Below are 24,930 nucleotides of genomic sequence, written 5' to 3'. Positions count from 1 at the left end.
ACGAACGTATGGTTGCAGGAGGAAAGGTGGAAATTCAGATGAGTAAACGAGAAGCGTTTAATGATACGTTTTTAAAAGCGGCACGGGGAGAAAAGACAAATCACGTCCCTGTCTGGTACATGAGACAGGCGGGGAGGTCTCAGCCGGAATACCGCAAGCTGAAGGAAAAGTACGGCTTAGTCGAAATTACGCATCAGCCCGAGCTGTGCGCGTATGTGACGAGGCTCCCGGTCGAGCAGTACGGAGTGGACGCTGCCATTTTATATAAAGACATTATGACGCCGCTTCCTTATATCGGAGTGGATGTTGAAATAAAAAACGGAATCGGCCCGGTGATCGATCAGCCGGTGCGCTCTGCTGCGGATATTGAAAAGCTCGGCGAACTGAATCCCGAACAGGATGTTCCTTACGTGCTGGAAACGATCCGATTACTCGTAAACGAACAGCTGAATGTTCCGCTCATCGGTTTTTCGGGAGCGCCTTTTACGCTGGCCAGTTATATGATTGAAGGCGGGCCTTCTAAAAATTACAACAAAACAAAAGCGTTTATGCACAGTATGCCGCAAGCGTGGCAAATGCTGATGGACAAGCTCGCGGACATGATTATCGTTTATGCGAAAGCGCAGATTAACGCCGGCGCAAAAGCCATTCAGATTTTTGATTCATGGGTCGGCGCGCTGAACCGCGAAGATTACCGGCAGTTTATAAAACCGGTGATGGACAGAATTTTCCGGGAGCTTTCAGCAGAACAAGTTCCGCTGATCATGTTCGGCGTAGGCGCAAGCCATCTGGCCGGGGATTGGCATGACCTTCCTCTTGATGTCGTCGGTCTTGACTGGAGACTCGGCATAGATGACGCCAGAAAACAAGGCATTACAAAAACGGTTCAGGGCAATCTTGATCCGTCGCTTCTTCTTGCGCCTTGGGAAGTCATCGAGAAAAAAGCGAAAGCGATACTTGATCAAGGCATGAAAACGGACGGGTTTATTTTCAATTTAGGGCACGGCGTATTCCCAGATGTCAATCCGGAAACGCTGAAAAAGCTGACGGCGTTTGTACATGAATACTCCGCGGCCAAAAAAACGGAACAATCTTCCTGAGCAGATCGTTGGTTATAAGTAGATTTTCCTGTCAAAATCAAGGTGGACAGACCATCAAAAGAGGTGTGTAACAAAATGAGCAGCAAAAAGAAAATGGGACTTCTTGTCATGGCTTACGGAACGCCTTACAAAGAAGAGGACATAGAACGTTATTATACGCATATCAGACGCGGAAGAAAGCCGGAGCCTCATATGCTTCAAGATTTAAAAGACAGATATGAAGCGATCGGAGGCATTTCGCCGCTTGCAAAAATTACGCAGGAGCAGGCGGAGAAGCTCGCACAGCGTTTAAATGAAATCCAGGATGACGTAACATTCAAAGTGTACATCGGATTAAAACATATTGAACCGTTTATTGAAGACGCGGTGGCGGACATGCATAAAGACGGCATTACAGAAGCTGTCAGCCTTGTGCTCGCCCCTCATTTTTCAACATTCAGCGTCCAGTCATACAACAAACGCGCGAAAGAAGAAGCGGAGAAGCTCGGCGGCTTGACCATCAAGTCTGTTGAAAGCTGGTATGATGAACCGAAATTCGTTGATTATTGGGTCGGCCAGGTGAAGAAAACATATGAATCAATGCCGAAAGAAGAACGGGATGACGCGATGCTGATCGTCTCAGCGCACAGCCTTCCTGAAAAAATTAAAGAATACGGCGATCCGTATCCTGACCAGCTGGAGGAATCCGCAAAACTGATTGCCGAAGGCGCCGGAATTACCGATTACGCAGTCGGCTGGCAAAGCGAAGGGAACACCCCTGATCCGTGGCTCGGGCCGGATGTGCAGGATCTCACGCGCGAGCTGTACCAAAAGCATCCTTATAAAGCATTTGTATACGTGCCCGCAGGCTTCGTTGCCGATCATTTAGAGGTGCTTTACGATAATGATTATGAATGCAAAGCTGTGACCGAAGAAGTCGGCGCAAGCTACTATCGTCCGGCTATGCCGAACGCACAGCCTGAATTTATCGACGCGCTTGCAGCGGTCGTGCTGAAAGAGCTGGACAAGTAGAATTAAACGGTAAAGAAGGCGATAAAAATGAGTGGCGATAAAAAACATCTGGTCATCATCGGCGGCGGCATAACGGGATTAGCCGCCGCCTTCTACATGGAAAAAGAAATCAAGGAAAAACAGCTGCCGCTTGAGGTCACCCTGATTGAAGCGGGCCCGAGAGCGGGCGGCAAAATTCAGACGCAGCATAAAGACGGCTACATCATTGAGCGGGGGCCGGATTCTTTTTTGGAAAGGAAAAAAAGCGCGCCGCAGCTCGTCAAGGATTTGGGGCTTGAGCATCTGCTCGTCAACAATGCGACCGGCCAGTCTTACGTGCTCGTCAACGAGACGCTCCATCCGATGCCGAAGGGCGCGGTTATGGGCATTCCGACCAAAATCGCTCCGTTCATCTCCACCGGTTTATTTTCTGTTCCCGGAAAGGCGCGGGCGGCGCTTGACTTTGTCCTGCCTGCGAGCAAACCGAAGGAAGATCAGTCTCTGGGTGAATTTTTCCGCAGACGCGTCGGTGACGAAGTCGTTGAGAATTTAATAGAACCGCTATTATCAGGGATTTATGCCGGAGATATTGATAAGCTGAGCCTCATGTCCACGTTTCCGCAATTCTATCAGACTGAGCAGAAGCACAGAAGCCTGATTCTCGGCATGAAAAAATCGCGTCCGCAGCCTTCGGGACAGCAGCTGACAGCCAAAAAGCAGGGCCAGTTTTTAACGCTGACGACAGGGCTTCAAACGTTGGTGGAGGAGCTGGAAAAGCAGCTTACGCTGACAAAGGTGATGAAAGGAACGAAAGTCACCCATATCGGCCGCGAGGAGAAAGGATATTCTGTGACGCTTGATAACGGCAAAGTGCTCTATGCGGAAGGATGCATAGTAACAGCCCCGCATAAAGCCGCGGCGAAAATGCTTTCTGATCTGCCGGCGGTTTCATGTCTTAAAGACATGCATTCTACGTCCGTTGCCAACGTCGCTTTAGGTTTTCCTGAGGGAGCCGTCAAGATGGAGCATGAAGGTACGGGATTCGTTATCTCAAGAAACAGCGACTTCTCCATCACGGCCTGCACATGGACGAATAAAAAATGGCCGCACGCGGCGCCGGAGGGCAAAACGCTTCTCAGGGCGTACGTCGGAAAGGCCGGAGATGAATCCATCGTAGATCTTTCAGATAACGAGATCATTAAAATCGTAATGGAAGATTTGAAAAAAGTAATGAAAATAAATGGTGAACCGGAAATGACCTGTGTGACCCGCTGGAACGAAAGCATGCCGCAATACCATGTCGGCCATAAGGAGCGCATCAAAGAGTTCAGAGATGCGCTGAAAGCTTCCTATCCGGGCGTATACGCGACGGGCGCGTCTTTCGAAGGGGTGGGCATCCCCGACTGTATCGACCAGGGAAAAGCCGCCGTATACGATTCACTGGCTTATTTATTTGAAACGTACCAGCCTCCGTTATCGTAAAACGGAGGTTTTTTTGCATGTTCCCGTTCTGTAAAGGGAACACCAATAAAGAGAGAAAACATTTGAATCTTCTTTGCGACTGTGATAAGTTATCTTATGTACAAAATGACTAAAACGTTCAAACGGTCAATTTAACGAGGTGGGAAACATGTCCGTCGATCGGAAAAAGCTCATTCTGGAAGCGGCAACGAAGTCTTTTACACAATTCGGCTACAAAGCAACGACAATGGATCTGGTGGCAAAGCTTGCAAATGTGGGGAAGGGAACCATCTACACGTTTTTCAAAAACAAAGAAGAACTGTTTGATGATATTTTCACCACTATTTTAAGAGAAATGAAGGAACACGCAGACGAAGCGATGAAACCGGAGCTTTCATTTCACGAAAATGTCCACCGGGCGCTTGTCGCGATTTTGGAATTCAGAAAAACACACCAGCTGACTATTAAAATTTTTCAGGAGAACGCCGAGATTGGTACAATAGCCGTTCAGGATGTCATTGCGAAAATGGAGCGGGCCATTCTGTCATACATTAAAGAAAAGATAGAAACAGCCATTGAAAACGGAAGCATTAAACCGTGTGATCCGGAACTGACCGCTTTTGTGATGCTCAAGCTCTACATCGCGCTGATATTTGACTGGGAAAAAAACCATCCGCCTCTTGAAAAAGAGACGATCGCTGAATTGCTGGAAATGTATGTTGGTCAAGGATTATCTAAATAATAGATGATCCTTCACTTTTTAGGTGCCGTGACCGTTTTGTCAAATGAGTCAGTTTGCGGAAGGAGGCAACAGGGTTGAATACAATAAAAAGCCAGTGGAAAGACATTGTAACGAACAAGAAACTGTTAATCCCCATCATTGCCATATTATTCGTTCCGCTGATCTACAGCGGAGTGTTTTTGAAGGCGTACTGGGACCCGTACGGCACGGTGGATCAGCTGCCGGTTGTCGTTGTCAACCAGGATAAAGGGGCGGACTACGAAGGGAAACATCTTCAGATCGGTGACGATCTTGTGAAAGAGTTAAAGAAAAATGATAATTTTGATTGGCATTTTTCAAGCGATCTTGATCAATCGTTAAAGGACTTATTAAATGCTAAATATTATTTATTGGTCGAGATTCCTGAAGATTTTTCTAAAAACGCCAGCACGGTAATGGATAAAAATCCGAAGAAGCTGGATCTGAAATATCATACGAATGCCGGATCAAACTATGTCGGCGCGACAATCGGGGAAAAGGCGATCGACAAACTGAAAGCCTCCGTGTCGAAAGAAGTGACAGAGCAATACGCAAAAGTCATTTTTGATAACTTTAAAGATATTGCCAAAGGGCTCGGCAAAGCCAGCAGCGGAGCCAAGAAAATAGACGACGGCACGAAAAACGCGAAAGACGGCAGCGCCAAGCTGAAGGAAAATTTAGCGAAGCTTACTGAAAGCACCGCCACCATCGGCGATAAAACACAGCAGCTTGCAGACGGCGCGGCGAAAGTGACAAGCGGAATTCAAACGCTTGACAGCTCTATCGCAAAACTTCAGAGCGCAAGCGCCGAAATTCAAGATAAATCAGGACAGATTGCTTCAGGAGGAGGCCAAGTGGCCAGCGGGCTGAAAACAAGCCTTGACGCACAAAAGCAGCTCCAGCAAAAGCTTCCGGATTTAACGAATGGATTAAGTGCGTTAAACAGCAAGGCGCAGGAAGTGTCGCAAAAAGCGGCGGCATTTGAAGATGCGATCAATTCAGTCAACCTGTCAGACATTGAAAACGCGGTTGGGCAGCTCGAACAGACTGAAAAGGATCTGCAGCAGTTTAAGAAGAAGCTTTCTGATCTGAAAAACAGCCTGGATGCCCGGGATGACGCGGTCAAAAAGGTAATTAAGGACAGTGATTTCTTAACGGATGAGCAAAAAGCGAAACTTGTTCAGCTTCTGAATGAGAAGCTTCCGAAGGCCGACCTTCCGGATTTAGACAATATCGTCAGCCAGCTTCCGTCCGGCGGAGATATTCAGCTTCCGGATATGTCAGTCATAAAAAGCGCGCTCAAAGATGTAAAAGCGAAGGCTGATCAGCTGAAAGCACTGCCTCAGTCCACATCGAAACTGTATAACGGCGCAGCGGCGGTACAAGACGCGATTAACCAGCTGACAGCGGGAACTGATAAATTATACAGCGGAGCGCAGACCGTTTTTGAAAGCCAAAACAAACTGACAGCCGGCATCGGCGAATACAACAGCAAGTTCGGACAGCTCAAATCAGGATCAGAAGCGTTAGTGTCAGGGAGCGGCCAAGTATCAGGCGGCTTAACGAAACTGCTGGACGCGCAAAACAAAATCCATGACGGTTCGTCCAAAATTGAGCAGGGGCAAGCGTCTCTCGGCACCGGTTTAAGCAAGCTTTTAGACGGCACCGGACAATTGTCCAGCCAGCTGAAAGATGCGGCCGATCAAACCGGGGACATTAAGACAGATGACAAAACGTACAGCATGTTTGCCGATCCGGTAAAAACGGACGATAACGCGATTCATTCCGTGCCTAACTACGGTACCGGACTGACGCCTTATATTCTCTCTATGGGCTTGTATGTCGGCGGATTGATGCTGACGGTCGTATTCCCTCTGAGTGAAGCTTCAGGGCGTCCGAGAAACGGTTTTGAATGGTTCCTCAGCAAATTCAGTGTTATTCTGCTTGTCGGACTGATTCAATCCGTTATTGTCGCCACGGTTCTGTTAAAAGGAATCGGGCTTGATGTGGAAAGCACGTGGAGATTCTATCTCTTTACGATGATTACCAGCATCGCGTTCCTGTCCATGATTCAATTATTGGCGACAACGATGGGGAATCCGGGACGCTTTATCGCTGTCATCATTCTGGTGCTCCAGCTCGGGGCAAGCGGAGGAACCTTCCCGCTTGAACTCCTGCCGGGATTCTATCAAGTGATTCACGGGGCACTGCCGATGACTTACAGCATCAACGGGTTCCGTGCCGTCATTTCAAATGGCGACTACGGCTACATGTGGCAGCAGGCATCCATTCTGTTGGGCATCGCCGTTGTCATGATCGCGCTGACCATCGTGTATTTTACGGTGCAAAGCAAAAAAGAACACAAAACGGAAGAAGAAATAACAGCATAAGAAAAAGAGGCTCTGAGCAGATGCTCAGGGCCTCTTTTTTTAGATTTCGATCGTCGTATTATTAAAATCCCCATCTTACCAACAGTCCGGTATACGTCAATCCGCCGCCGAACCCGAATAATACCAGCGTCTGGCCTTCCGACAGTTTTTTTGCTTTCACAGCTTCATCCAATGCGAGAATAATAGAAACCGATGAAGTGTTGCCGTAATATTCAACGCTTGTCAACGTCCGTTCAAGTGGGAAGGGCAGTTTTTCGCAGATGGATTCGATCATCCGCATGTTGGCGCTGTGAGGAACGAACCAATCCAGATCGTCTTTTGAAAAGCCGGCTTTTTCTAAAAGGGCATTGCATTCCTCAGGCACGGTTCTGGCCGCCCATTTATATACTTCGCGCCCGTTTTGCACCATGTTTCCTCCGCCTTTAAGCGGCTCGCCGTTTAATTCTGCGCTCAGTCCCGTGCGATACAGCACGTCCGCGCTGCCTCCCGCTGTTCCTTGCACGGCTGCCAAAAAGCCCGGCGCTGATTCATCGCGTTCCACCAATAGGGCGCCTGCAGCGTCTCCGAAAAGAACGCAGGTCGTCCGGTCAGTATAATCCGTTACCTTTGATAATGTTTCACCGGCAATGACAATCACTTTTTGATGGGAACCGGCGGTAATTAATGCGTCTGCGAGCTGAAGGCCGTAAGTGAGTCCGGCGCATGTAGCGTTAATATCAAGCGCCCCCGTGTGCGGCCAGCCGAAGTAAGCCTGCACGCGTGCCGCGGTGCTTGGAAACGCATAGTCCGCCGTCGTTGTGGCGACAAGGATCATATCGACATCATCAAGAGTTCCGCTGTATCGTTCTGCAAGGTTTTTCACCGCTTCCACACACAGATCCGATGTGAATTCATGTTCGCCGGCAATGCGTCTTTCCTTCATACCGGTGCGCTGGACGATCCATTCATCAGATGTATCGACGATGCGCTCCAAATCCGCGTTTGTTAATCGGCGTGCCGGAGCATATGTACCGATTGCTGTAATTTTAGATTTTGACATGAAAAAATCACTCCTTTATATCAGATTATAACACCTGATATTATTACTTGGTACTAATTTTAATAAAAAAACCCAAGCAGCATCCGCTGTTTGGGGAGCATGAGATATCTATTTGTAAAACGGGCTTGTGTGAACGATTACCAATGACGGCAGCAGCGGCGGCATGAATGATGATGCTTCTTTTTTTCTTTCTTCTTTTTGTCTTTCTTCTTTTTACAAGGGTCTTCTTTTTTCTTTTTACAGTGATCTTCTTCTTTTTTACAGCCCCAGAAGGCTGCACCAGACCAATCATCCTCAAACCAATCCTCAAACCAATCATTATGAAATCTTTTCCGCTTGTGCGGTTTACGGCTGATCATACATTTCCCTCCTATGCTCATGCTCCCTTCATTCTATGAAAAAAGAGAAGGAAAAGATTGGACGGGTTGTGGATCAAAAGAGTATATTTTAAGAAGAATAAAATTGATAGGAGGAATGACCTGTGGCAAATATGAAACATACGATGGAACTGATTAAAGAATTGGTGTCGATTCCGAGTCCGACGGGCAATACATACGAGGTTATCGCCTATACAGAAAGTCTTTTAAAAGAATGGGGCGTCTCCTCTTACAGAAACCGCAAAGGCGGTCTTTTTGTCACAATTCCCGGCCGTGATGACAAGAAACACAGATTGCTGACGGCGCATGTCGATACGCTCGGCGCGATGGTAAAGGAGATAAAGGCGGACGGCCGGCTGAAGATTGACTTGATCGGCGGCTTCCGATATCACTCGATTGAAGGGGAATATTGCGAGATCCAAACTTCTTCCGGCAAAACCTATACAGGCACCATCTTAATGCATCAGACTTCAGTGCACGTCTACAAGGACGCCGGCAAGGCAGAGCGGAATCAGGAGAATATGGAAGTCCGTCTTGATGAGCCTGTCCGGACGAAGGAAGAGACGTCCGATCTCGGCATCAGGGTCGGCGATTTCATCTCATTTGACCCGCGCGTGCAGATTACGCCGAGCGGCTTTATTAAGTCCCGGCATCTTGATGACAAAGCGAGCGTGGCTCTGCTCTTGAATTTAATCCGCTGCATCACGGAAGAGAAAATCGAACTTCCGTATACGACGCATTTTCTGATTTCTAATAATGAAGAAATCGGCTACGGAGGCAATTCCAACATTCCTCCTGAGACCGTCGAATACTTGGCTGTTGATATGGGGGCGATCGGCGACGGCCAGTCTACGGATGAATATACCGTCTCCATTTGCGTGAAGGATGCGAGCGGCCCGTACCATTATCAGCTCAGAAAACATCTGGCCGGGCTTGCGGAGCGCTATGGCATTGATTATCAGCTTGATATTTATCCGTATTACGGTTCTGATGCCTCAGCAGCCATCCGTTCGGGCCATGACATCGTCCATGGGCTGATCGGCCCGGGAATTGACGCTTCACACGCTTTTGAACGCACGCATGAATTATCGCTTCTTAATACGGCGAAGCTTTTGCACCGGTACGTTTTATCGCCGATGGCATAAAAAACCCTGCGCGGAAATCATTCCGTGCAGGGTTTTCATTTTAACCTGAGATGGTTGTGTTTTGTTCTGTTTTGGCGAGGCTCATGACCTTCGCGCCTTTAACGGGATCATACTGGCCTTCCCATTTTGACATCACAACGGATGCCAGCGCGTTTCCGGTCAGATTGACGACCGTACGGGCCATGTCCATAATCCGGTCAACACCGGCGATGAATGCAAGGCCTTCTGCAGGAATGTTGAATGCGCCTAATGTCGCAAGCAGGACGACGAAAGAAGTCCCGGGCACGGCAGCCATTCCTTTGGAAGTGACCATCAAGACAAGCACAAGGGTAATCTGCTGCCAAATGGACAAGTCAATGTGGTATACCTGAGCGAGGAATAAAGCGGCGATTGATTGGTACAGCACAGATCCGTCTAAGTTAAAGGTATATCCGATCGGCACAACAAAGGAAACAATACCTTTCGGACAGCCGATTTTCTCCATTTTTTCCATAACGCGGGGGAGTACGGTTTCGGAGCTTGACGTACTGAACGCCAATAAAATTTCATCCTTCATATAGGCGAGGAATTTGAAAATGTTTACTCCGGCAAGCTTTCCGACGATTCCGAATACAACAATGAGAAAGAAAGCCAAAGCTACATATACTAAACCGACCAGTTTACCGAGTGAAAGCAGGGAACTGAGCCCAAATTTGGAAACGGTAACACCAATCAACGCAAAAACACCAAACGGCGCAACTTTCATGACGAGGTTTACAACATGGAACATCGCATGAGAAACACCTTCAAAGAAGGCCAAGACAGGCTTTCCTTTTTCACCGATTGCCGAGATGCCGAGTGCAAACAGCACGGTAAAGCAGATGATGGCAAGCAGATCTCCTTCGGCTAATGATTGGAAGAAGTTTGTCGGTACGATATGCAGGAATGTGTCTGCGATAGATTTGTTATTTTGTTCTTTTTCTGTTTCAACATATTGACTGATATCTGTCTTTTGAGCTTCATGTATATTAACGCCTGTTCCCGGATGAAACAGATTCGCCAAAGCCAGCCCGAGAATAATGGCAAAAGTGGTAATGATCTCAAAATACAAAATCGTTTTGAAGCCTAATTTTCCGACTTGTTTTCCGCTTCCCGCGCCGGCAACGCCGATGATTAAGCTGGAGACGACAATTGGAATCACTATCATTTTGATTAAGCGTAAAAACAAATCGCCGATAGGCTGTAAATATGTTGGAATGGCGGGATTGCCGTACCAGATGACACCGACTACAACCCCTAGTATGAGTCCGACGAAAATTTGCGTCGCTAGTCCAAAGCGTAATTTTTTCATAGATTACCTCCCGAAGAAAAAAGTGCAATAAGTATCTAAAAAGATAGCTATTAGAACAAATTATAATAGAAAAGAAAACAATCCGTCTATAGAAAAATATAGATTGAAAATACTGAATCTTTTAAAACGTACAGATAATTGCTAATAATGGTGAATAACGCCCTATTCAGAAAGTATGATGACGGCCGAAAAAACGGGCGCCGCACAACTTAGAATTGTGCGGCGCCCTATTGTCACATATCCTTAATTTTCAAGCAGTCATTGCACAGATTAATGTGACACTCATACTGCTCAACAATCTCATTTCCGCATTCTTCGCATTTCTTACCGGGTAAATTTCTGAAAAAATCCGACATCTTTTCCAACATACCCATCCCTCTTTCATTGTTTTGTCTCTACATTGTATTATAACAGTTTTGGAAAATCAACGGCTGTTTTGACACAATGTTTAAAACATGCAATTTGTACGAAAAATAGGTATATTGGAGGAAAGGATCTTTTTATCATAAACATTCGGAGGATTATATGAAAGTTACAGTTATTGGATGCTGCGGCGGGTTTCCGGCCGCAAACGAAGCAACTTCAGGCTATCTGTTTCAGTCCGGCGGTTATTCTCTGCTCGTCGATTGCGGAAGCGCCGTATTATCAAAGCTGTTTGCCTATGTTCCGGCAGAAGAGCTTGATGCCGTCATTTTGTCCCATTATCACCATGATCATATCGCTGATATCGGGCCGCTTCAATTTGCCAAACAGGTCGGCTCCTTTCTCGGAAAAGGGACGCATGCACTGCCGATTTACGGGCATGATGCTGATATAGAACAGTTTGAGCGCCTTACATATAAAACGCATACAAAGGGAGTGGCCTATCAGCCGGACCGCCCGCTTTCTCTAGGTCCGTTCACCATTACCTTTCTGAAAACAGTGCATCCGGTCACTTGTTATGCGATGCGGATTACTGACGGTTCAGCTTCTGTTGTGTATACGGCTGATTCAAGCTACCAGGACGCGTTTATCCCGTTTGCGGAAAATGCCGATCTGCTGATCTGCGAGTGCAATTTTTACGCAGACCAGGACGGCACGTCAGCCGGCCATATGAACAGTTTGGAAGCCGGACGTATCGCGAAGGAGGCCGGAGCGGGGGAGCTGATTCTCACGCATCTGCCTCATTTCGGCGAGCACCGGAAGCTGAAAGAAGAAGCGGTATCCGTGTTCGGGGGCGAAGTGACAATCGCCGCTTCCGGATTGAAGTGGGAGAAATAAAGGAGGAGCACCATGTTATTTATCGACAACCAAAACATAACCGACCCGAGGATCAACCTCGCGATCGAGGAATATTGCGTGAAGCATCTCGACCCTGAACAGACATACCTGCTGTTTTATGTCAATCAGCCGTCGATTATCATTGGGAAGAACCAAAACACAATAGAAGAAATCAATACGAAATACGTAGAAGATAACGGAATCATCGTCGTCCGCAGGCTGTCAGGAGGCGGCGCGGTTTACCATGACCTCGGGAATCTGAATTTCAGTTTTATCACGAAGGATGACGGCGACAGCTTTCACAATTTTAAAAAATTCACCGAACCCGTTATTCAGGCGCTGCGCCAGCTCGGTGTGGAAGCTGAATTAAGCGGCCGAAACGACATCGTCGCGGACGGCAGAAAAATTTCCGGCAACGCTCAATTTTCGACGAAAGGGCGTATTTTCAGCCACGGAACATTAATGCTGGATTCCGCCATTGATCATGTTGTGTCAGCCTTGAAAGTGAAAAAAGACAAAATCGAATCAAAAGGCATTAAGTCGATCAGAAGCCGTGTCGCCAACATCAGCGAGTTTCTTGATGACAAAATGACGGCGGATGAATTCAAAAAGCACCTGCTTCACCATATTTTTAATACAAATGATCTTTCCGAAGTGCCGGAATATAAACTGACCGATGAAGACTGGAAAGCGATCCGGAAGATTTCCGAAGAGCGCTATCAAAACTGGGACTGGAATTTCGGCAGGTCGCCCGCATTTAACCTTCAGCATTCGAAACGTTATCCGGTCGGATCGATTGATCTGCGTCTTGAAGTGAAAAAAGGAATCATTCAGGACTGCAAAATTTTCGGTGATTTCTTCGGTGCGAAAGATGTGAGTGAAGTCGAACAGGCGCTGATCGGAAAACAGTATGACCGAACCGCTATCAGGGAGGCGCTGGCCGGAATCGATCTGAAACAGTATTTCGGCAAAATAGAGCTGGAAGATTTCCTCGAGCTGATTTATTAGAACATTTGCCGAACGCATGATTTGAATCAGCGCCCGTTTTTGTGAAATGATAGAACCATAATGAATGGGGAGGGATCATGATGAAGGTATTTCTCATCGGAGCAAACGGACAGATCGGACAGCGTCTGACCGGGATGTTTCAAAAAGACGGCACGCATACGCTGCGGGCGATGGTCCGGAAACAAGAGCAGAAAGAAGCGCTTCAAGCCGCGGGAACAGAAGCCGTTCTTGCAGATTTGGAAGGAAGCCCGGAAGACATCGCGAAAGCCGCTGAAGGCTGTGACGCGATTGTGTTTACCGCCGGATCAGGAGGAAGCACCGGATACGATAAGACGCTTTTGATTGATCTTGACGGAGCCGCGAAAGCGATAGAAGCGGCAAAGATAGCCGGCATCAAGCGGTTCATTATGGTAAGCGCCCTTCAGGCTCATAACCGCGGCAATTGGAATGAAGCGCTGAAGCCGTATTACGCCGCAAAGCATTATGCGGATAAAATTCTTGAAGCGAGCGGTCTGACGTATACGATTATCCGGCCGGGCGGGTTATTAAATGATCCCGGCACGGGAAATATCAAAGCCGCAGCCGATTTAGAAAGAGGCTCCATTTCAAGAGACGATGTCGCCAAGACCGTTATCGCATCCCTTGATGAACCGAATACGTATGAAAAAGCATTCGATCTGACAGCGGGCAGCACGCCGGTCAGTGAAGCGCTGAAACAATTATAGTTTCCGGTTTTACGGCACTCGGGGCTTTTTGCCCTTGAGTGTTTTTCTATATTTTTCTATAATAAAAGTGAACGTTTATTCCGGATAAATGAATGACTATTCATTCATTACAATTTTTAAAGGGGTGGGAAAATGAATCTGGTTTCCAAATTGGAAGAAACGGCATCGCAGAAACCGGAAAAACCAGCTTGTCTGTTTCAAGATCAGTACATGACGTATGAGGAGCTGGCAGGTAAAATCAAAGCATTTGCAAACGGCTTGGAGGACAGGGGACTGAAAAAAGGGGATCATCTCGCGCTGCTGCTCGGAAATACGCCTGATTTTGTTATTGCGTTTTTCGGTGCGTTAAAAGCGGGAATTGTCGTCATACCTGTAAATCCGGCATATACACCTTCAGAAATCGCATACATGCTGAAAAACGGCGATGTCAAAGCGATCGCCGGCATCGACCTTTTAATTCCCGTATTTGAAAGCCTGCACGGCTCGCTGCCGCTGCTGGAGCATATCATTATCAGCCAGACAGCAGAGAACGCTCCATCGACAGAAGACCCTCAATTGCGCTTAAAAATGACAACGTTTGCAAAAATGCTCTGCCCGGCGGAGCGCAGCAGAACTTATCCGATATTGTCCAAAGATGATACTGCCGTCATTTTATACACCTCAGGGACGACCGGAAAACCGAAAGGCGCCATGCTCACCCATCAGAATCTTTTCTCCAATGCAAATGATGTCGCCGGATACTTAGGAATGAATGAGAAAGACAAAATTGTGGCGGCATTGCCGATGTTTCACGTTTTTTGTTTAACCGTTTGTATGAATGCGCCTCTGATGAGCGGAGCGTGTGTCTTAATCGAGCCGCAATTCAGCCCGGCTTCTGTGTTTAAACTGATTAAAAGCCGTCAGGCAACCATTTTTGCCGGCGTTCCGACGATGTATAACTATCTGTATCAATACGAGCACGGCAAGGCGGAGGATTTTGCGTCCGTCAGACTGTGCATTTCAGGCGGGGCCTCTATGCCGGTCGCTCTGTTGCAGACGTTTGAACAAACCTTTGACGTCACCATTCTGGAGGGGTACGGACTTTCTGAAGCGTCTCCGGTTACTTGTTTTAATCCGTTTGACCGGGGGAGAAAGCCCGGCTCGATCGGGACGAATATTTTACATGTCGAAAATAAAGTCGTCGATACGCTCGGACGCGAATTGCCCGACCATCAAGTGGGAGAATTGATCGTGAAAGGGCCGAATGTGATGAAAGGCTATTACAAGATGCCCGAGGAGACGGAGCACGCGCTGAAAGACGGCTGGCTGTACACGGGTGATTTGGCGAAGCGCGATGAAGACGGTTATTTTTATATCGTCGACAGAAAAAAAGATATGATTCTCGTCGGCGGATACAACGTCTATCCGCGCGAAGTAGAAGAAGTGCTCTACAGCCATGAGGGCATTAAAGAAGCCGTGGTCATCGGCGTTCCTGACGCCAAAACGGGGGAAGCGGTGCATGCTAATATAGTGCCGGGGGACGGTGAGCTGACAGAGCAGGCGGTTTTTGATTACTGTGAAACACATTTGGCAAAATATAAACGGCCGGCGGAAGTGGTTTTTCTTGATGAGATTCCGAAGAACGCGACCGGGAAGCTGCTGAGGCGGGCGGTCCGGGACATGCTTCCGAAATGACGGACGAAAAGCGAAGCCGGGGGCTTCGCTTTTACATGCTGATCCGGTCAGCTCTGCGATTCTTCCTTAATGATGCTTTGCACAAGCTTCGTATCATGCCGGGTCAGTTTGTAATACGTGTTTTTATACTTGTACAGCATATAATTGCCGCCTTCGAGCCACATGCTGAATGAATCGAAACGGTCTTCATGGTATTTGACCGTTCCGTCGTAATCGGGAGATACGCTTTTGGTCAGTTTGACTTGTTTTCCTTGGTTCAAGATATCGAGCATATCTTTTACATTCTGCCTGTCTTTAATTTTGATCTCTTTTTTTCCGTGCTCAGACAGAATAATCAGATCTGCGTTGCTTGATGGAAACACATCGCCGGTCCGGCTGTATACATAGAAGAAAGCAATAACCAAAAGGGCGATTACTACAATAAACGCGATTATTTTTTTCATATTCATCACTCCGTCTTTTAGTCTTTCCCGCTTCCTGTTGTTCCATTCTTTTCTGTTGTGAAAAGATTAACATCCGTTTCGGAGGCTTGGTTCTATTTATTTGCATTTATGCTTACAATAGGAGTAAGTCATAAGGCTAAGGAGGGAGACTTCCATGCGCAAATGGATAGCGGCAGCGGGACTTGCCTATGTGCTGTACGGCCTTTTTTTCTATTGGTATTTCTTTATGACAGGCGACTCCGCCGTCCCGGAGGCCGTAAAGGGAACGAAAGCCGATCCGTCCTCGTTTATGGACCCGGGCCGCCTGGAAGCCGCTGAAAACTTTTCAAATGTAAAGGATTTTTTATTTTTCATCGGTGCGCCGTTAGATTGGTTTTTATTTTTTCTGCTGCTCATTACGGGGCTTGCCAAAAAAATAAAGCATTGGCTGGAAGCAGCGGTGCGCTTTCGGGTGCTGCAAATCGGAAGCTTCGTATTTGTGATTTCACTCATCGTTACGGCGGCTTCGCTTCCGCTTGAGTGGATCGGATATCGGGTTTCGCTTGCGTATCATATTTCGACGCAGACAACAGCAAGCTGGATAAGAGACCATGTCATTGATTTCTGGATCAGTTTTCCGCTGTTTGCCGTGTGTGTGCTTGTGTTTTACTGGCTGATCACAAAGCATACAAAAAAATGGTGGTTTTACGCTTGGTGTCTTACTGTGCCGTTTACCCTGTTTTTGTTTTTTCTGCAGCCGGTCGTGATTGATCCTTTATACAATGATTTCTATCCGCTGAAAGACAAGGAGCTGGAAAGCAAAATCTTGTCGCTTGCCGACAAAGCCGACATTCCGGCCAGCCATGTTTATGAAGTAAATATGTCGGAGAAAACGAATGCGCTGAATGCGTATGTGACGGGAATCGGTTCGAATAAGCGGATCGTTTTGTGGGATACGACGCTTAACAAACTGAAGGATCGGGAAATTTTGTTCATTATGGGGCATGAGATGGGGCACTATGTGATGAAGCACGTGTACATCGGACTGGCCGGGTATCTCCTGCTGTCATTAGCCGGGTTCTATATCATTGACAAGCTTTATAAGCGGCTGTCCAAATTCTTCGGCCGAATGCTTCATATAAAGGGGCCTGAAGATCTGGCCGCCCTCCCGCTGTTATTGCTGCTCATATCCGTTCTCAGTTTTGCTTCTGATCCGATTACGAATGCCGTCTCCCGGTATCAGGAAAACGCCGCCGACCGCTACGGCATTGAGCTGACCGGAAACCGGGAAGCGGCGATTGAGACGTTTCAGGACTTGGCCGATACGGGACTGAGCCGGGTCAACCCGCCGTTTCTCGTCAAAATTTTCAGAGGGAGCCACCCGTCGATCATGGAGCGGATTGAACATGCGGAGGAAGAAAAATAATAAAAAAACCGGCGGGGCCATGGCCGACGCCGGTTTTTTTATGTTTTACTGAGCTGCCGCCTGTACGTTGATCAGCCCTTTTCCGTAGTAGAAAGCATCACCAAGTTTTGTAGTGGTGTTTTCTAAACTGCTGCGGACTTGAGTGTTTGTCCAGTTCGGGTGCTTAGAAAGAATCAAAGCAGCCGCTCCGGCAACGTGCGGAGATGCCATTGACGTACCATTGTACGCGCCGTATTTGTTTCCAGGAAGCGTGCTTTGGATAGAGACGCCTGGTGCCATGACATCAAGCTCAGAACCTACGCTTGAGAAAGATGCTCTTTGGTTGCTGCTGTTAACAGCGCCTACCGCAATGACAGAAGGGTATTTACCAGGGTAGCCCACTGTGCTTGAGCCGCCGGAAGTGCCTTCGTTACCGGCTGCCGCAACGACTACGACGCCGGAAGCAACGGCTTTGTCAACTGCCGCTTTTAACGCTGCAGAACCAGAAGGTCCGCCGAGGCTCATGTTAATAACGTCCATATTGTTTGCGATCGCCCACTCAATTCCGTTAATGATCCAGCTGTACTGGCCGGAACCGTCAGCGCCGAGAACTTTTACAGCGTAAAGAGATGCGCTTGGCGCAACGCCTAATACACCGACTGAGTTATTAAGAGCCGCAACTGTACCGGCAACGTGAGTTCCGTGAGAGTTGTAGTCTTGGAAAGGATTTGTTTCAGAAGGAACCATGCTGGCTCCGCCTGCTACTTTTAAATCAGGATGAGAAGAATCGATACCGCTGTCGATAACCGCTACTTTCACATTTGATCCGGTGAAGCCTTGAGAGTGCAGAGCAGGGGCTTTAATTTGTGATACGCCGTAAGGCACGGACTGCGCGTACGCTTTTGCAACGTGATCTTCTTCAACGTAAGCGACGCTTGGGTCTTTTTTCAGCTCTTTTACAGCTTTTTCATTTAATGTAGCTGAAGCTGCGTCTACATATTTGAATTGCTTTTGCACTTTCCCGCCTTTTTCAGAAATGACATCTTTTTTCTTAGCGGCGCTCATCGTGCTCATTGTCTGTTTAAATCCGACAATGTATTTCTTTTCCCCGTTTGATTTCCCTGCCGCCTGGGCAGGAGACGTGCTGCCGAACGCCATCGTAAAGATTAACGCTAAAGCAAACAGCAAACTGATCCATACCTTTTTGCCTCTCACTCTTTATCCTCTCCTTTTTTTCATTTGCAGAACAACCAATAGACAGATTATTCTGTGGATTAATTGTATAGCATGGAATAATATTTTAGTAGACCCAATTTTTTTCAATTTGTTTTATTTCTATTTAGGTATATCATCTCTCTTTCGTTTAATAGGAACCCGAAATATTTAAATTTTAATGGAAAAAACCGATGGAAGGACATGAGTATTTGTACACAGCCGCAATCGCTCTCTTGTTTGCTGGGTCGAACGGTTTGATTCCATTTTTGGAAGCTGCGGCAAAAACAGGATAAATGTCACCTTTTGTTGAATGCAGAAGTCTGATGGAAACGAAAGCGGAATGAAATAAAGCGGCCGGCATGAATCAGTCTTCGGCTTTCTTGACGGAGAAAAGCTGTGAAACCATTTTATAAAAATAATGATAATGAATATCATTGATACTTATATTGTCAATGATATAATTGCGGAAAAACGAAAGAGGGGGAACAGATGAAACAAATTTTCAGTATGCTGATGATCTTATCCGTTCTCTTCATAACGGCATGCTCAGAACAGGGACATGAAACCGCCGTCAGGCACGATCTGGGGACGGCGCATGTGGCCGCGCACCCGCAGCGCATCGCCGTATTGAATGAGGGCTTTATTGATACCCTCCATGATCTCGGCATAAAGCCTGTGGCTGCGGCGGATAATCGGACAGAGCGAAACGACGGCAGTCCGTCTGTCGGACCACCGTCACACCCTGATTTGAAAAAGATCACTTCGTTAAAGCCCGATCTCATCATTGCAGACTCAAGCCTTCACATGGGGATATACCGAAAACTGACAAAGATCGCTCCGACAATCGCTTTAAAAAATGAAGCTGCGGATTATCAGGATGCGGTTGATGCTGCCCTTACTATTGAAAAGGCGGTCGGTAAAGATGGCATCATAGAGAAACAATTGTCGGCTCAGGAAGAAAAGCTGAATGACATCAAAAGAAAGCTGGATGCAGAAGGCGGCACGATTTTATTAATTGACGCTGCAAATGACAGCATTTCCGTAAAGGATGATCAGTTTTTTACGTCCCGGCTTTTGACGCTCGCAGGGTTTACCTATGCGGTCCAGACGGATTCCGGTGGGAAATCAGACTCTATCAAAATGACGCCCGGGCAGCTTTTGCATATCGATCCTGATTACATCGTGCTGTTGGACGGTGAGAAAGAACTCGAAAAAAATCACTTCTGGAAACAGCTGACAGCTGTAAAAAACGGACACGTTTACCGCGCGGACAGGGCGGTATGGACGGAGCGCCGGAGCATTGACGGTGCGGACGCCATATTACATGATCTTCAGAAAAAAATGCTCGCCAAAAAGGCCCAAAACTGAATTCGGGCCTTTTTGTTATGATTCTGATAGGTGGCTGCTTACATTGTAATCTTTGACGCGCCATTTATTTTCAATTCGTTCGATATTGCTCAGGCACGCATTGACAAGCTTAGCGTTTTGGATGCCGGTATCACCGTCTGAAATGGCGGACAAGAGGGCATGAATGGCTGCGCCGTGAGCGACGATCAGAACTTTTTGCTCAGGAAACCGCTCCTGAACTTTCACTAAACCGGCAAGCATTCTGTCTGTCAGCTCTTCTGCTGTCTCCATGTTCGGGTAGTTTTTATCCGGGTAGCGCTTCGACCGTTCCGGTAAAGACATTCCTTCCGCATCACCGTAGCTCCGTTCTCTGAAATCTTCCATGACGACAATGGGAAGATTCAAAAATCCGTTAATAATGTCAGCTGTTTTTCTGGCCCGTTTCATCGGGCTTGAGACGATGACATCCCATTCGGACCCCTTTAAGTACTCTCCTGTTTCTTTCGCCTGACGCTCTCCCGTCGCATTTAACGGAATATCCGATTTGCCTTGAAGCTTCTTTTGGGCATTCCAATCAGTCTCTCCATGTCTTACTAAACAAACGGCAGTCATAAAGTCTCCACTCCGATCATTTTTTATCGATATCATCTATTATACTGCCGTTACGTTAACACTTCAAAGAGAAGCGCCAGTCCGACTCCGCCTCCGCTGCCGATCGCTGCTGCTGCGTAGCGGGCATCCGGGCGTCTTTTTGCTTCATAAAAAAGCCGGGTGACAAGCGCCGCCCCGGAAGCCCCGTACGGATGCCCGACGGCCAGAGCGCCGCCCCGGACATTTATTTTAGAATACGGCACTCGAAGCTGCTGTGAAAAAACGCATATTTTGACGGCAAACGCCTCGTTGATTTCGTATATATCAATATCATCCGGTGACAGGTCCCGTTCCTTCAAAAGTTTTTTGACGGCATACACCGGAGCTGCTGACGGATAATGCGGATGGACGCCGCTTACCGCGCTTCCGATAAAACGCAATCCCGGCTTTAAACCGAGAGACCGCGCTTTTTGTTCTTCCATCACACAAACTGCCGCCGCCCCGTCAGAAATTCCGCAGCTGTTGGCGGCGGTGACAGAGCCTCCGGACTGAAAGACGGGCTTGGCACGGGAGATGAGAGGCTCCATGTTCCGCTTTTTCAGCATGTTTTCGTCAGCGGCGAATCCGTGACAGGGAAGAATTTCCGGGCGGTACAAGCCGTCTTCGTGCGCTTTGACGCTCCGTTCATAGCTGAGAAGGGCATATTCGTCCTGCATCTTTCTCGTTACGCCGTAAGCCTGTGCCGTATACTCTGCTGCTATGCCCATATCAGGATCGCCGATGTGTTCAGGAGAAAAGCGCGCCCGGGATGAGAAAGGGGAACGGCTGCTGCTCTCCGCTCCTCCCGCGATGTATGTGCTCCCCGCACCGGCTTTAACAAAGTGGCACGCGACCCTCACGGCGTCCAGTCCGGAGCCGCACTGCCTGTCGATGGTCGTACCGGACACGCTCAAAGGAAGTCCGGCGGCCAAGGCTGACAGCCGGGCGAGATTCCCGCCGCGGCCCGTCGCGTTTCCGATCAGGACTTCATCAATGTCTTCGGGCATGTTCCGGCTCAAATGGCGGATCAGCGGAGCTGCCAAATCTTCTGGGAGACAGTCTTTTAACAGGCCGTTTTCCCGGGCGAAAATTGTCCGTTTCGCATCCGTAATTACAGCTTCCATTCCATCATGTCCTTTGCCTGCTTTTGTACGGCGGCACGGGCGATCTTTCCGCCGGCTGTTTCCGGTATTTCTGAAAACAGCCATTTCTTCGGGATTTTATATGCCGCCAGCTGCTCGCGGCACTGTTTCTTCAGTTCCTTTACATTTGCATCTCCGTCGATCACCGCAACGGCGATGCTGCCCCAATAATCATCAGGAATGCCGATGACGGCCGCTTTTCTGACGCCCGGACAGCGGTTGAGCACACGTTCTATCTCTTCCGGGAATACATTCAGGCCGCCTGATACGATCATCCCGTTTTCACGTCCTTCGATATAAAGATAGCCTTCACGATCAATATATCCCATGTCATCAACCGTCATCCAGCCGGAATCATCAGGTTTTGCGCCGTTGATGTATCCGGAAAATTTCATCGGGCTGTTCACAAAAATCTTCCCCGTTTCGCCCGGCATGCAGCGTTCTCCGCCGGGCCGGCGGATTTCGATTGTAACTTTTTCAAACGGGCGGCCCGCCGCGTCAGGCTTTCGGGCGCTGTCTTCAGGCGATAAGAACGCCACGAAACTCAGCTCAGACGTTCCGTAAAAATCGTACAACCGCAAATGGGGATAGCGCTCTGACAGCGCTTGTTTAGATGAAGCGGGCCAGTCTGCACCGGAAGAAATCACCTTGAGCGGTGTATCCGGAAACGACTCTAGTGAGAGCAGGGCGTCCGTCATTGTCGGAACGGTATATAGAACGTCAGCTTGTCTGAGCCGGTCTTTCATTCCGGCCGGGTTGAATTTTCTTTGAAGGATGACGGTTCCGCCGATAAACAAAGTGCTGACGGCGCCGTATAAAAAGTGTGACGAGCGAAGCGTGCCCGGTACCAGCACTTTGTCATCAGGGGAAATGCCGAATTCACGTTTCGTACAAGAAAAGCTCTCCAGCCACGAACGGTGAGAGCGGGTGAAGGCTTTCGGCTTACCGGTCGATCCCGAGGTGAATCCGGTATAAAAGGGCAGGCCGGCGTTTTTGATAAAAGCGCCTTCCGTTTTTTCCGCCTCGATCAAAGGCCTGCATTCATCCCACAGGATGACAGGCGTTTTGACGCCGTCCAGTCTGCCGCTCAGCCGGCGGTCACAGATGACGAGGCCGGTTTTGCTGATGTTCAGCTGGTCCGCGAGTTCCGCCGCTGCCGAGCGGGGATCTAACGGAACCGCCGTGCAGCCGGCATGCGCCGCCCCTGCGAAAAGTTGTAAAAAAGGGATGCCGTTCGGCAGTAATATTGCAATGTTTTCCGGCTTACCTGAAAGGCTGCCAAGCCAGTTTGCGGTTTGGTTAACTAGCCTGTTCCAAGTTTGATAGGTGATCTGTTCTGTTTCTGTCTGAATTGCGATCTGTTCCGGCGCTTGTCCGGCTGTATCTGAATATGATGATGTAATCATGATGACTAAAATCAGCTTCCTTTCGTCGGCAAAAGCCGGCTTGCTTGAAGAGTTTTTCTGATTCTTACGGCTGCGAATGAGGCTGCGGCCGCTTTAAGCAGATCTCCGGGCACATAGATGAGGCTGAGCTTTACGGCAGTCAAGATATCAATGTGCATCATAAAAGCCTGAACGGGAATGCCGATGACATACAAAAACAGCACGCCGAACAAGAACTGTCTGATAAACAAATGGGGGACAGCAGCTGAGCGAAGGCCTTGGATGCTGAGGCTCAGCAGTAATGCCGCCAGCGGATATGCGATGAGATATCCGGCGCTCGGCCCGAAAAAAACCCCGAACCCGCCTCTGCCGCCTGAAAGGAGAGGCGCTCCGCATGCCACAATCAGCAAAAACAGCAATTGGCTTAAAAACGCCGCTTTCGGTTTTAGGATGCTTCCCGATAAGAGCACACCGATCGTCTGGAGCGTAATCGGAACCGGCGTAAAGGATAAGAAAAGCGGCGGGAGCACCCCCAAAAGTCCCATAATGGCGGTAAACACGGCAATATGCATCATTTCTGTCAATTTCATTATGTATTCCTCCAGCTTATCAAAATATGTTTATACAATAAAGCGAGTCTTTATATATGTCAACTCTATTATATTTTAAGTTAACATTAAAAAGACCGGCCCTTTATGAAAAAGGCCGGTCGGTTTATCTTTATTCTTCTGTAAGGATAACAAGTGAATCAACGGATGATGCAACGTGGGAAACCGCGCGGCTGACTTCTTGAAGGCCGCCGAGAAAGGCCTGCAAATCAACGTCGATTTTGCCTGTCTGGTCTTTGCTCGTTTTCATGCTTTGGACGATGTCATCAAACAGACGGTTGATCTGCGCCATTTTTTCTTTCGTTTCACTTACAAGTCCGTTTACATCTTTAATATGTTTGGACACAATGTTGATTTGTGTATTGGTATTGTTCACGAGCTCTGATACGGTGGAAACGGTTTTTTTCGTATCCTCTGAAAGCTTTCTTACCTCCGTCGCCACAACGGCGAACCCTTTGCCGTGCTCCCCGGCTCTCGCGGATTCTATTGAAGCGTTGAGTGACAGGAGATTCGTTTGCTCGGCGATCCCCGTCACGATGCCGAAGATTTTTTCGATCTGCTGGGCGATGTCATTCAGCTTGTCCATTTCTTCTTCAATCTGCAGAAGGCTGGCGTCGATTTTATTCATCTGCTGCTGCTGGCTTTCAAGCTCTTTTTTCCCGCCGATTGATTTTTCTTCGACATGTACGGAAGTGACGGTGCCGGCTTTTGACGCCTCGGAAATGCCCTCGGATTTATCGACCAGCTCCTGCACGGCTCTGCTCGTTTCTGAAAACAAATCAGCGAGTGATCCGGATGTTTCCTGGATTTTTTGATGAAGACGGGCTTTCTTTTCCTCTTGTTCGTCACGCTGGCAGTTATATTCGCTCTGGAATGCTTCAAGGACGAGCTGCTGTTCAAGATTCAATATTTTCGTCGTCGCTTTGATCGCTTTTAAAAGCTCATGCAAATCCGGAATGGTTGCTTCATATATGTTCATCATCGACAGAAGCAGATCCTGAAACGCTCCCATATACCATTTCGGTTCAAGGCCGATCCGCAAGTGGATGGAAGCGATGCGCTGTCTTTTTTCAATGAATTCATCATCAATCGTGCCGGCAAACATCTCATGGATATGACGCCGTAATGTTTTTTTCAGGCGCTCGACCGTGCTGTGGTCGTTAATGATCGTCATTAATGATTTTTCGTGGTCCAGGTTTCGGTAAAAGGAATCGACGATTGTTGAGATATGTTCTTTAATTAACGGCTGCAGCTCTTCAAGCACATGAAGTTCTTCGTTTCCGAGCCTGACCATTTTCAGCTGTTTTTGGACATCTGCATATTGATTTGAAAGCGCGATGCGTTTTTTTCCATCGGCTTCCGAAAAATAAGCTGTTTCTTTTTTGCGGTCTTTTTTAAATAACAATATAAGTTCCCCCAGATATTCTCTTTTTCTTTTTATCGGTATGGAAGGAACTTGAATGAAGGAATCTGATAAAAATATTTTAATGCAAAAAAAATAAAACCATTCGTACAGA

Annotated in this window: 23 protein-coding genes and 1 pseudogene; 12 read left to right on the top strand and 12 right to left on the bottom strand. The window is 47.9% G+C overall.

Annotated features, from left to right (window positions below; translation table 11 throughout):
* Positions 1 to 38 precede the first annotated feature (38 nt).
* The 5 genes from hemE (at position 39) to NQS30_RS09735 (ending at position 6,701) form a co-directional block, all read left to right on the top strand.
* Positions 39 to 1,100, top strand: a complete 1,062-nt coding sequence (gene hemE, locus NQS30_RS09755; protein WP_015239515.1) for a uroporphyrinogen decarboxylase — start codon at positions 39 to 41, stop codon at positions 1,098 to 1,100.
* 75 nt (positions 1,101 to 1,175) lie between these two features.
* Entirely contained in the window at positions 1,176 to 2,111 is a 936-nt protein-coding gene (gene hemH / locus NQS30_RS09750) for a ferrochelatase (RefSeq protein ID WP_003155221.1), read from the top strand.
* A gap of 27 nt (positions 2,112 to 2,138) precedes the next feature.
* A complete protein-coding gene (gene hemY, locus NQS30_RS09745; RefSeq protein WP_012117218.1) occupies positions 2,139 to 3,572 on the top strand; it encodes a protoporphyrinogen oxidase in 1,434 nt (477 codons plus the stop codon).
* A gap of 148 nt (positions 3,573 to 3,720) precedes the next feature.
* Positions 3,721 to 4,293 (top strand): TetR/AcrR family transcriptional regulator, encoded by a 573-nt coding sequence (locus NQS30_RS09740; RefSeq protein ID WP_003155219.1) that lies wholly within the window; start codon positions 3,721 to 3,723, stop codon positions 4,291 to 4,293.
* A 74-nt stretch (positions 4,294 to 4,367) separates the two neighbouring features.
* A complete protein-coding gene (locus NQS30_RS09735) occupies positions 4,368 to 6,701 on the top strand; it encodes a YhgE/Pip domain-containing protein (protein ID WP_007409209.1) in 2,334 nt (777 codons plus the stop codon).
* 61 nt (positions 6,702 to 6,762) lie between these two features.
* On the opposite strand, the gene fabHB is transcribed toward NQS30_RS09735, so the two are convergent.
* Complete coding sequence (fabHB, locus tag NQS30_RS09730) at positions 6,763 to 7,740, bottom strand: beta-ketoacyl-ACP synthase III FabHB (RefSeq protein WP_003155217.1); 978 nt, start codon at positions 7,738 to 7,740, stop codon at positions 6,763 to 6,765.
* A 137-nt stretch (positions 7,741 to 7,877) separates the two neighbouring features.
* Positions 7,878 to 8,099 (bottom strand): hypothetical protein, encoded by a 222-nt coding sequence (locus NQS30_RS09725; protein WP_069007021.1) that lies wholly within the window; start codon positions 8,097 to 8,099, stop codon positions 7,878 to 7,880.
* 131 nt (positions 8,100 to 8,230) lie between these two features.
* On the opposite strand from NQS30_RS09725, the gene NQS30_RS09720 reads away from it, so the two are divergent.
* Entirely contained in the window at positions 8,231 to 9,262 is a 1,032-nt protein-coding gene (locus tag NQS30_RS09720; protein WP_179960599.1) for a M42 family metallopeptidase, read from the top strand.
* Positions 9,263 to 9,302: 40 nt separating this feature from the next.
* Here the strand turns inward: NQS30_RS09720 and NQS30_RS09715 are convergent, their stop codons facing one another.
* Positions 9,303 to 10,592: a glutamate/proton symporter GltT gene (locus NQS30_RS09715; RefSeq protein ID WP_003155211.1), complete on the bottom strand. Its 1,290-nt coding sequence runs from the start codon at positions 10,590 to 10,592 to the stop codon at positions 9,303 to 9,305.
* Positions 10,593 to 10,825: 233 nt separating this feature from the next.
* Positions 10,826 to 10,948, bottom strand: a complete 123-nt coding sequence (yhfH, locus tag NQS30_RS09710) for a protein YhfH (RefSeq protein WP_370465857.1) — start codon at positions 10,946 to 10,948, stop codon at positions 10,826 to 10,828.
* A gap of 169 nt (positions 10,949 to 11,117) precedes the next feature.
* Here yhfH and NQS30_RS09705 point away from each other — a divergent pair, with 169 nt between their 5' ends.
* The 4 genes from NQS30_RS09705 (at position 11,118) to NQS30_RS09690 (ending at position 15,259) form a co-directional block, all read left to right on the top strand.
* Positions 11,118 to 11,852 (top strand): MBL fold metallo-hydrolase, encoded by a 735-nt coding sequence (locus NQS30_RS09705; RefSeq protein WP_032866173.1) that lies wholly within the window; start codon positions 11,118 to 11,120, stop codon positions 11,850 to 11,852.
* A gap of 12 nt (positions 11,853 to 11,864) precedes the next feature.
* Positions 11,865 to 12,860, top strand: coding sequence for a lipoate--protein ligase (gene lplA, locus NQS30_RS09700; RefSeq protein WP_032866172.1), 996 nt, complete (start codon positions 11,865 to 11,867; stop codon positions 12,858 to 12,860).
* Positions 12,861 to 12,940: 80 nt separating this feature from the next.
* Positions 12,941 to 13,585, top strand: a complete 645-nt coding sequence (locus NQS30_RS09695) for an SDR family oxidoreductase (RefSeq protein ID WP_032866171.1) — start codon at positions 12,941 to 12,943, stop codon at positions 13,583 to 13,585.
* Between the two features lie 132 nt (positions 13,586 to 13,717).
* Complete coding sequence (locus NQS30_RS09690) at positions 13,718 to 15,259, top strand: fatty acid--CoA ligase family protein (protein WP_218791553.1); 1,542 nt, start codon at positions 13,718 to 13,720, stop codon at positions 15,257 to 15,259.
* 47 nt (positions 15,260 to 15,306) lie between these two features.
* Here the strand turns inward: NQS30_RS09690 and NQS30_RS09685 are convergent, their stop codons facing one another.
* Positions 15,307 to 15,702 (bottom strand): YhfM domain-containing protein, encoded by a 396-nt coding sequence (locus NQS30_RS09685; RefSeq protein WP_012117225.1) that lies wholly within the window; start codon positions 15,700 to 15,702, stop codon positions 15,307 to 15,309.
* A gap of 154 nt (positions 15,703 to 15,856) precedes the next feature.
* Here NQS30_RS09685 and NQS30_RS09680 point away from each other — a divergent pair, with 154 nt between their 5' ends.
* Positions 15,857 to 17,107, top strand: a complete 1,251-nt coding sequence (locus tag NQS30_RS09680) for a M48 family metallopeptidase (protein ID WP_012117226.1) — start codon at positions 15,857 to 15,859, stop codon at positions 17,105 to 17,107.
* A gap of 45 nt (positions 17,108 to 17,152) precedes the next feature.
* On the opposite strand, the gene NQS30_RS09675 is transcribed toward NQS30_RS09680, so the two are convergent.
* Complete coding sequence (locus tag NQS30_RS09675) at positions 17,153 to 18,301, bottom strand: S8 family peptidase (RefSeq protein ID WP_007409199.1); 1,149 nt, start codon at positions 18,299 to 18,301, stop codon at positions 17,153 to 17,155.
* 489 nt (positions 18,302 to 18,790) lie between these two features.
* Between NQS30_RS09675 and NQS30_RS09670 the strand changes: the two genes are divergently transcribed.
* Positions 18,791 to 19,669 carry an ABC transporter substrate-binding protein gene (locus NQS30_RS09670; RefSeq protein WP_163113806.1) on the top strand — a complete coding sequence of 293 codons (879 nt, stop codon included), beginning with the start codon at positions 18,791 to 18,793 and terminating at the stop codon, positions 19,667 to 19,669.
* Between the two features lie 15 nt (positions 19,670 to 19,684).
* Here the strand turns inward: NQS30_RS09670 and NQS30_RS09665 are convergent, their stop codons facing one another.
* The 6 genes and pseudogenes from NQS30_RS09665 to NQS30_RS21415 form a co-directional block, all read right to left on the bottom strand.
* Positions 19,685 to 20,260: a histidine phosphatase family protein gene (locus tag NQS30_RS09665; protein ID WP_007409196.1), complete on the bottom strand. Its 576-nt coding sequence runs from the start codon at positions 20,258 to 20,260 to the stop codon at positions 19,685 to 19,687.
* A gap of 50 nt (positions 20,261 to 20,310) precedes the next feature.
* Positions 20,311 to 21,402, bottom strand: a complete 1,092-nt coding sequence (locus NQS30_RS09660; protein ID WP_032871120.1) for an acetyl-CoA C-acyltransferase — start codon at positions 21,400 to 21,402, stop codon at positions 20,311 to 20,313.
* Positions 21,390 to 22,826, bottom strand: coding sequence for an acyl-CoA synthetase (locus NQS30_RS09655; protein WP_047935553.1), 1,437 nt, complete (start codon positions 22,824 to 22,826; stop codon positions 21,390 to 21,392). The genes NQS30_RS09660 and NQS30_RS09655 overlap by 13 nt, the downstream gene beginning before the upstream one ends.
* An 11-nt stretch (positions 22,827 to 22,837) precedes the next feature.
* On the bottom strand, positions 22,838 to 23,395 hold the full coding sequence (locus NQS30_RS09650; protein ID WP_020955598.1) for a biotin transporter BioY: 558 nt from the start codon (positions 23,393 to 23,395) through the stop codon (positions 22,838 to 22,840).
* A gap of 130 nt (positions 23,396 to 23,525) precedes the next feature.
* Entirely contained in the window at positions 23,526 to 24,323 is a 798-nt protein-coding gene (locus NQS30_RS21420) for a methyl-accepting chemotaxis protein (RefSeq protein WP_371265894.1), read from the bottom strand.
* Positions 24,324 to 24,332: 9 nt separating this feature from the next.
* A pseudogene (locus NQS30_RS21415) lies at positions 24,333 to 24,707 on the bottom strand (protoglobin domain-containing protein); the annotation flags it as partial.
* Between the last annotated feature and the right edge of the window lie 223 nt (positions 24,708 to 24,930).

Source organism: Bacillus sp. B1(2022) (genome assembly GCF_040259625.1).
Lineage (GTDB): Bacteria > Bacillota > Bacilli > Bacillales > Bacillaceae > Bacillus > Bacillus velezensis.
Note: the sequence above shows the minus strand (reverse complement) of the source record. Positions and strands in the feature narration are given on the sequence as shown.

Excerpts from the sequence above, each read along its gene's own strand:
- hemE (WP_015239515.1), top strand. The coding sequence starts at position 39 with ATGAGTAAACGAGAAGCGTTTAATGATACGTTTTTAAAAGCGGCACGG.
- hemH (WP_003155221.1), top strand. The coding sequence starts at position 1,176 with ATGAGCAGCAAAAAGAAAATGGGACTTCTTGTCATGGCTTACGGAACG.
- hemY (WP_012117218.1), top strand. The coding sequence starts at position 2,139 with ATGAGTGGCGATAAAAAACATCTGGTCATCATCGGCGGCGGCATAACG.
- NQS30_RS09740 (WP_003155219.1), top strand. The coding sequence starts at position 3,721 with ATGTCCGTCGATCGGAAAAAGCTCATTCTGGAAGCGGCAACGAAGTCT.
- fabHB (WP_003155217.1), bottom strand. The coding sequence starts at position 7,740 with ATGTCAAAATCTAAAATTACAGCAATCGGTACATATGCTCCGGCACGC.
- NQS30_RS09725 (WP_069007021.1), bottom strand. The coding sequence starts at position 8,099 with ATGATCAGCCGTAAACCGCACAAGCGGAAAAGATTTCATAATGATTGG.
- NQS30_RS09720 (WP_179960599.1), top strand. The coding sequence starts at position 8,231 with ATGAAACATACGATGGAACTGATTAAAGAATTGGTGTCGATTCCGAGT.
- NQS30_RS09715 (WP_003155211.1), bottom strand. The coding sequence starts at position 10,592 with ATGAAAAAATTACGCTTTGGACTAGCGACGCAAATTTTCGTCGGACTC.
- yhfH (WP_370465857.1), bottom strand. The coding sequence starts at position 10,948 with ATGTCGGATTTTTTCAGAAATTTACCCGGTAAGAAATGCGAAGAATGC.
- NQS30_RS09705 (WP_032866173.1), top strand. The coding sequence starts at position 11,118 with ATGAAAGTTACAGTTATTGGATGCTGCGGCGGGTTTCCGGCCGCAAAC.
- lplA (WP_032866172.1), top strand. The coding sequence starts at position 11,865 with ATGTTATTTATCGACAACCAAAACATAACCGACCCGAGGATCAACCTC.
- NQS30_RS09695 (WP_032866171.1), top strand. The coding sequence starts at position 12,941 with ATGAAGGTATTTCTCATCGGAGCAAACGGACAGATCGGACAGCGTCTG.
- NQS30_RS09690 (WP_218791553.1), top strand. The coding sequence starts at position 13,718 with ATGAATCTGGTTTCCAAATTGGAAGAAACGGCATCGCAGAAACCGGAA.
- NQS30_RS09685 (WP_012117225.1), bottom strand. The coding sequence starts at position 15,702 with ATGAAAAAAATAATCGCGTTTATTGTAGTAATCGCCCTTTTGGTTATT.
- NQS30_RS09680 (WP_012117226.1), top strand. The coding sequence starts at position 15,857 with ATGCGCAAATGGATAGCGGCAGCGGGACTTGCCTATGTGCTGTACGGC.
- NQS30_RS09670 (WP_163113806.1), top strand. The coding sequence starts at position 18,791 with ATGAAACAAATTTTCAGTATGCTGATGATCTTATCCGTTCTCTTCATA.
- NQS30_RS09665 (WP_007409196.1), bottom strand. The coding sequence starts at position 20,260 with ATGACTGCCGTTTGTTTAGTAAGACATGGAGAGACTGATTGGAATGCC.
- NQS30_RS09660 (WP_032871120.1), bottom strand. The coding sequence starts at position 21,402 with ATGGAAGCTGTAATTACGGATGCGAAACGGACAATTTTCGCCCGGGAA.
- NQS30_RS09655 (WP_047935553.1), bottom strand. The coding sequence starts at position 22,826 with ATGATTACATCATCATATTCAGATACAGCCGGACAAGCGCCGGAACAG.
- NQS30_RS09650 (WP_020955598.1), bottom strand. The coding sequence starts at position 23,395 with ATGAAATTGACAGAAATGATGCATATTGCCGTGTTTACCGCCATTATG.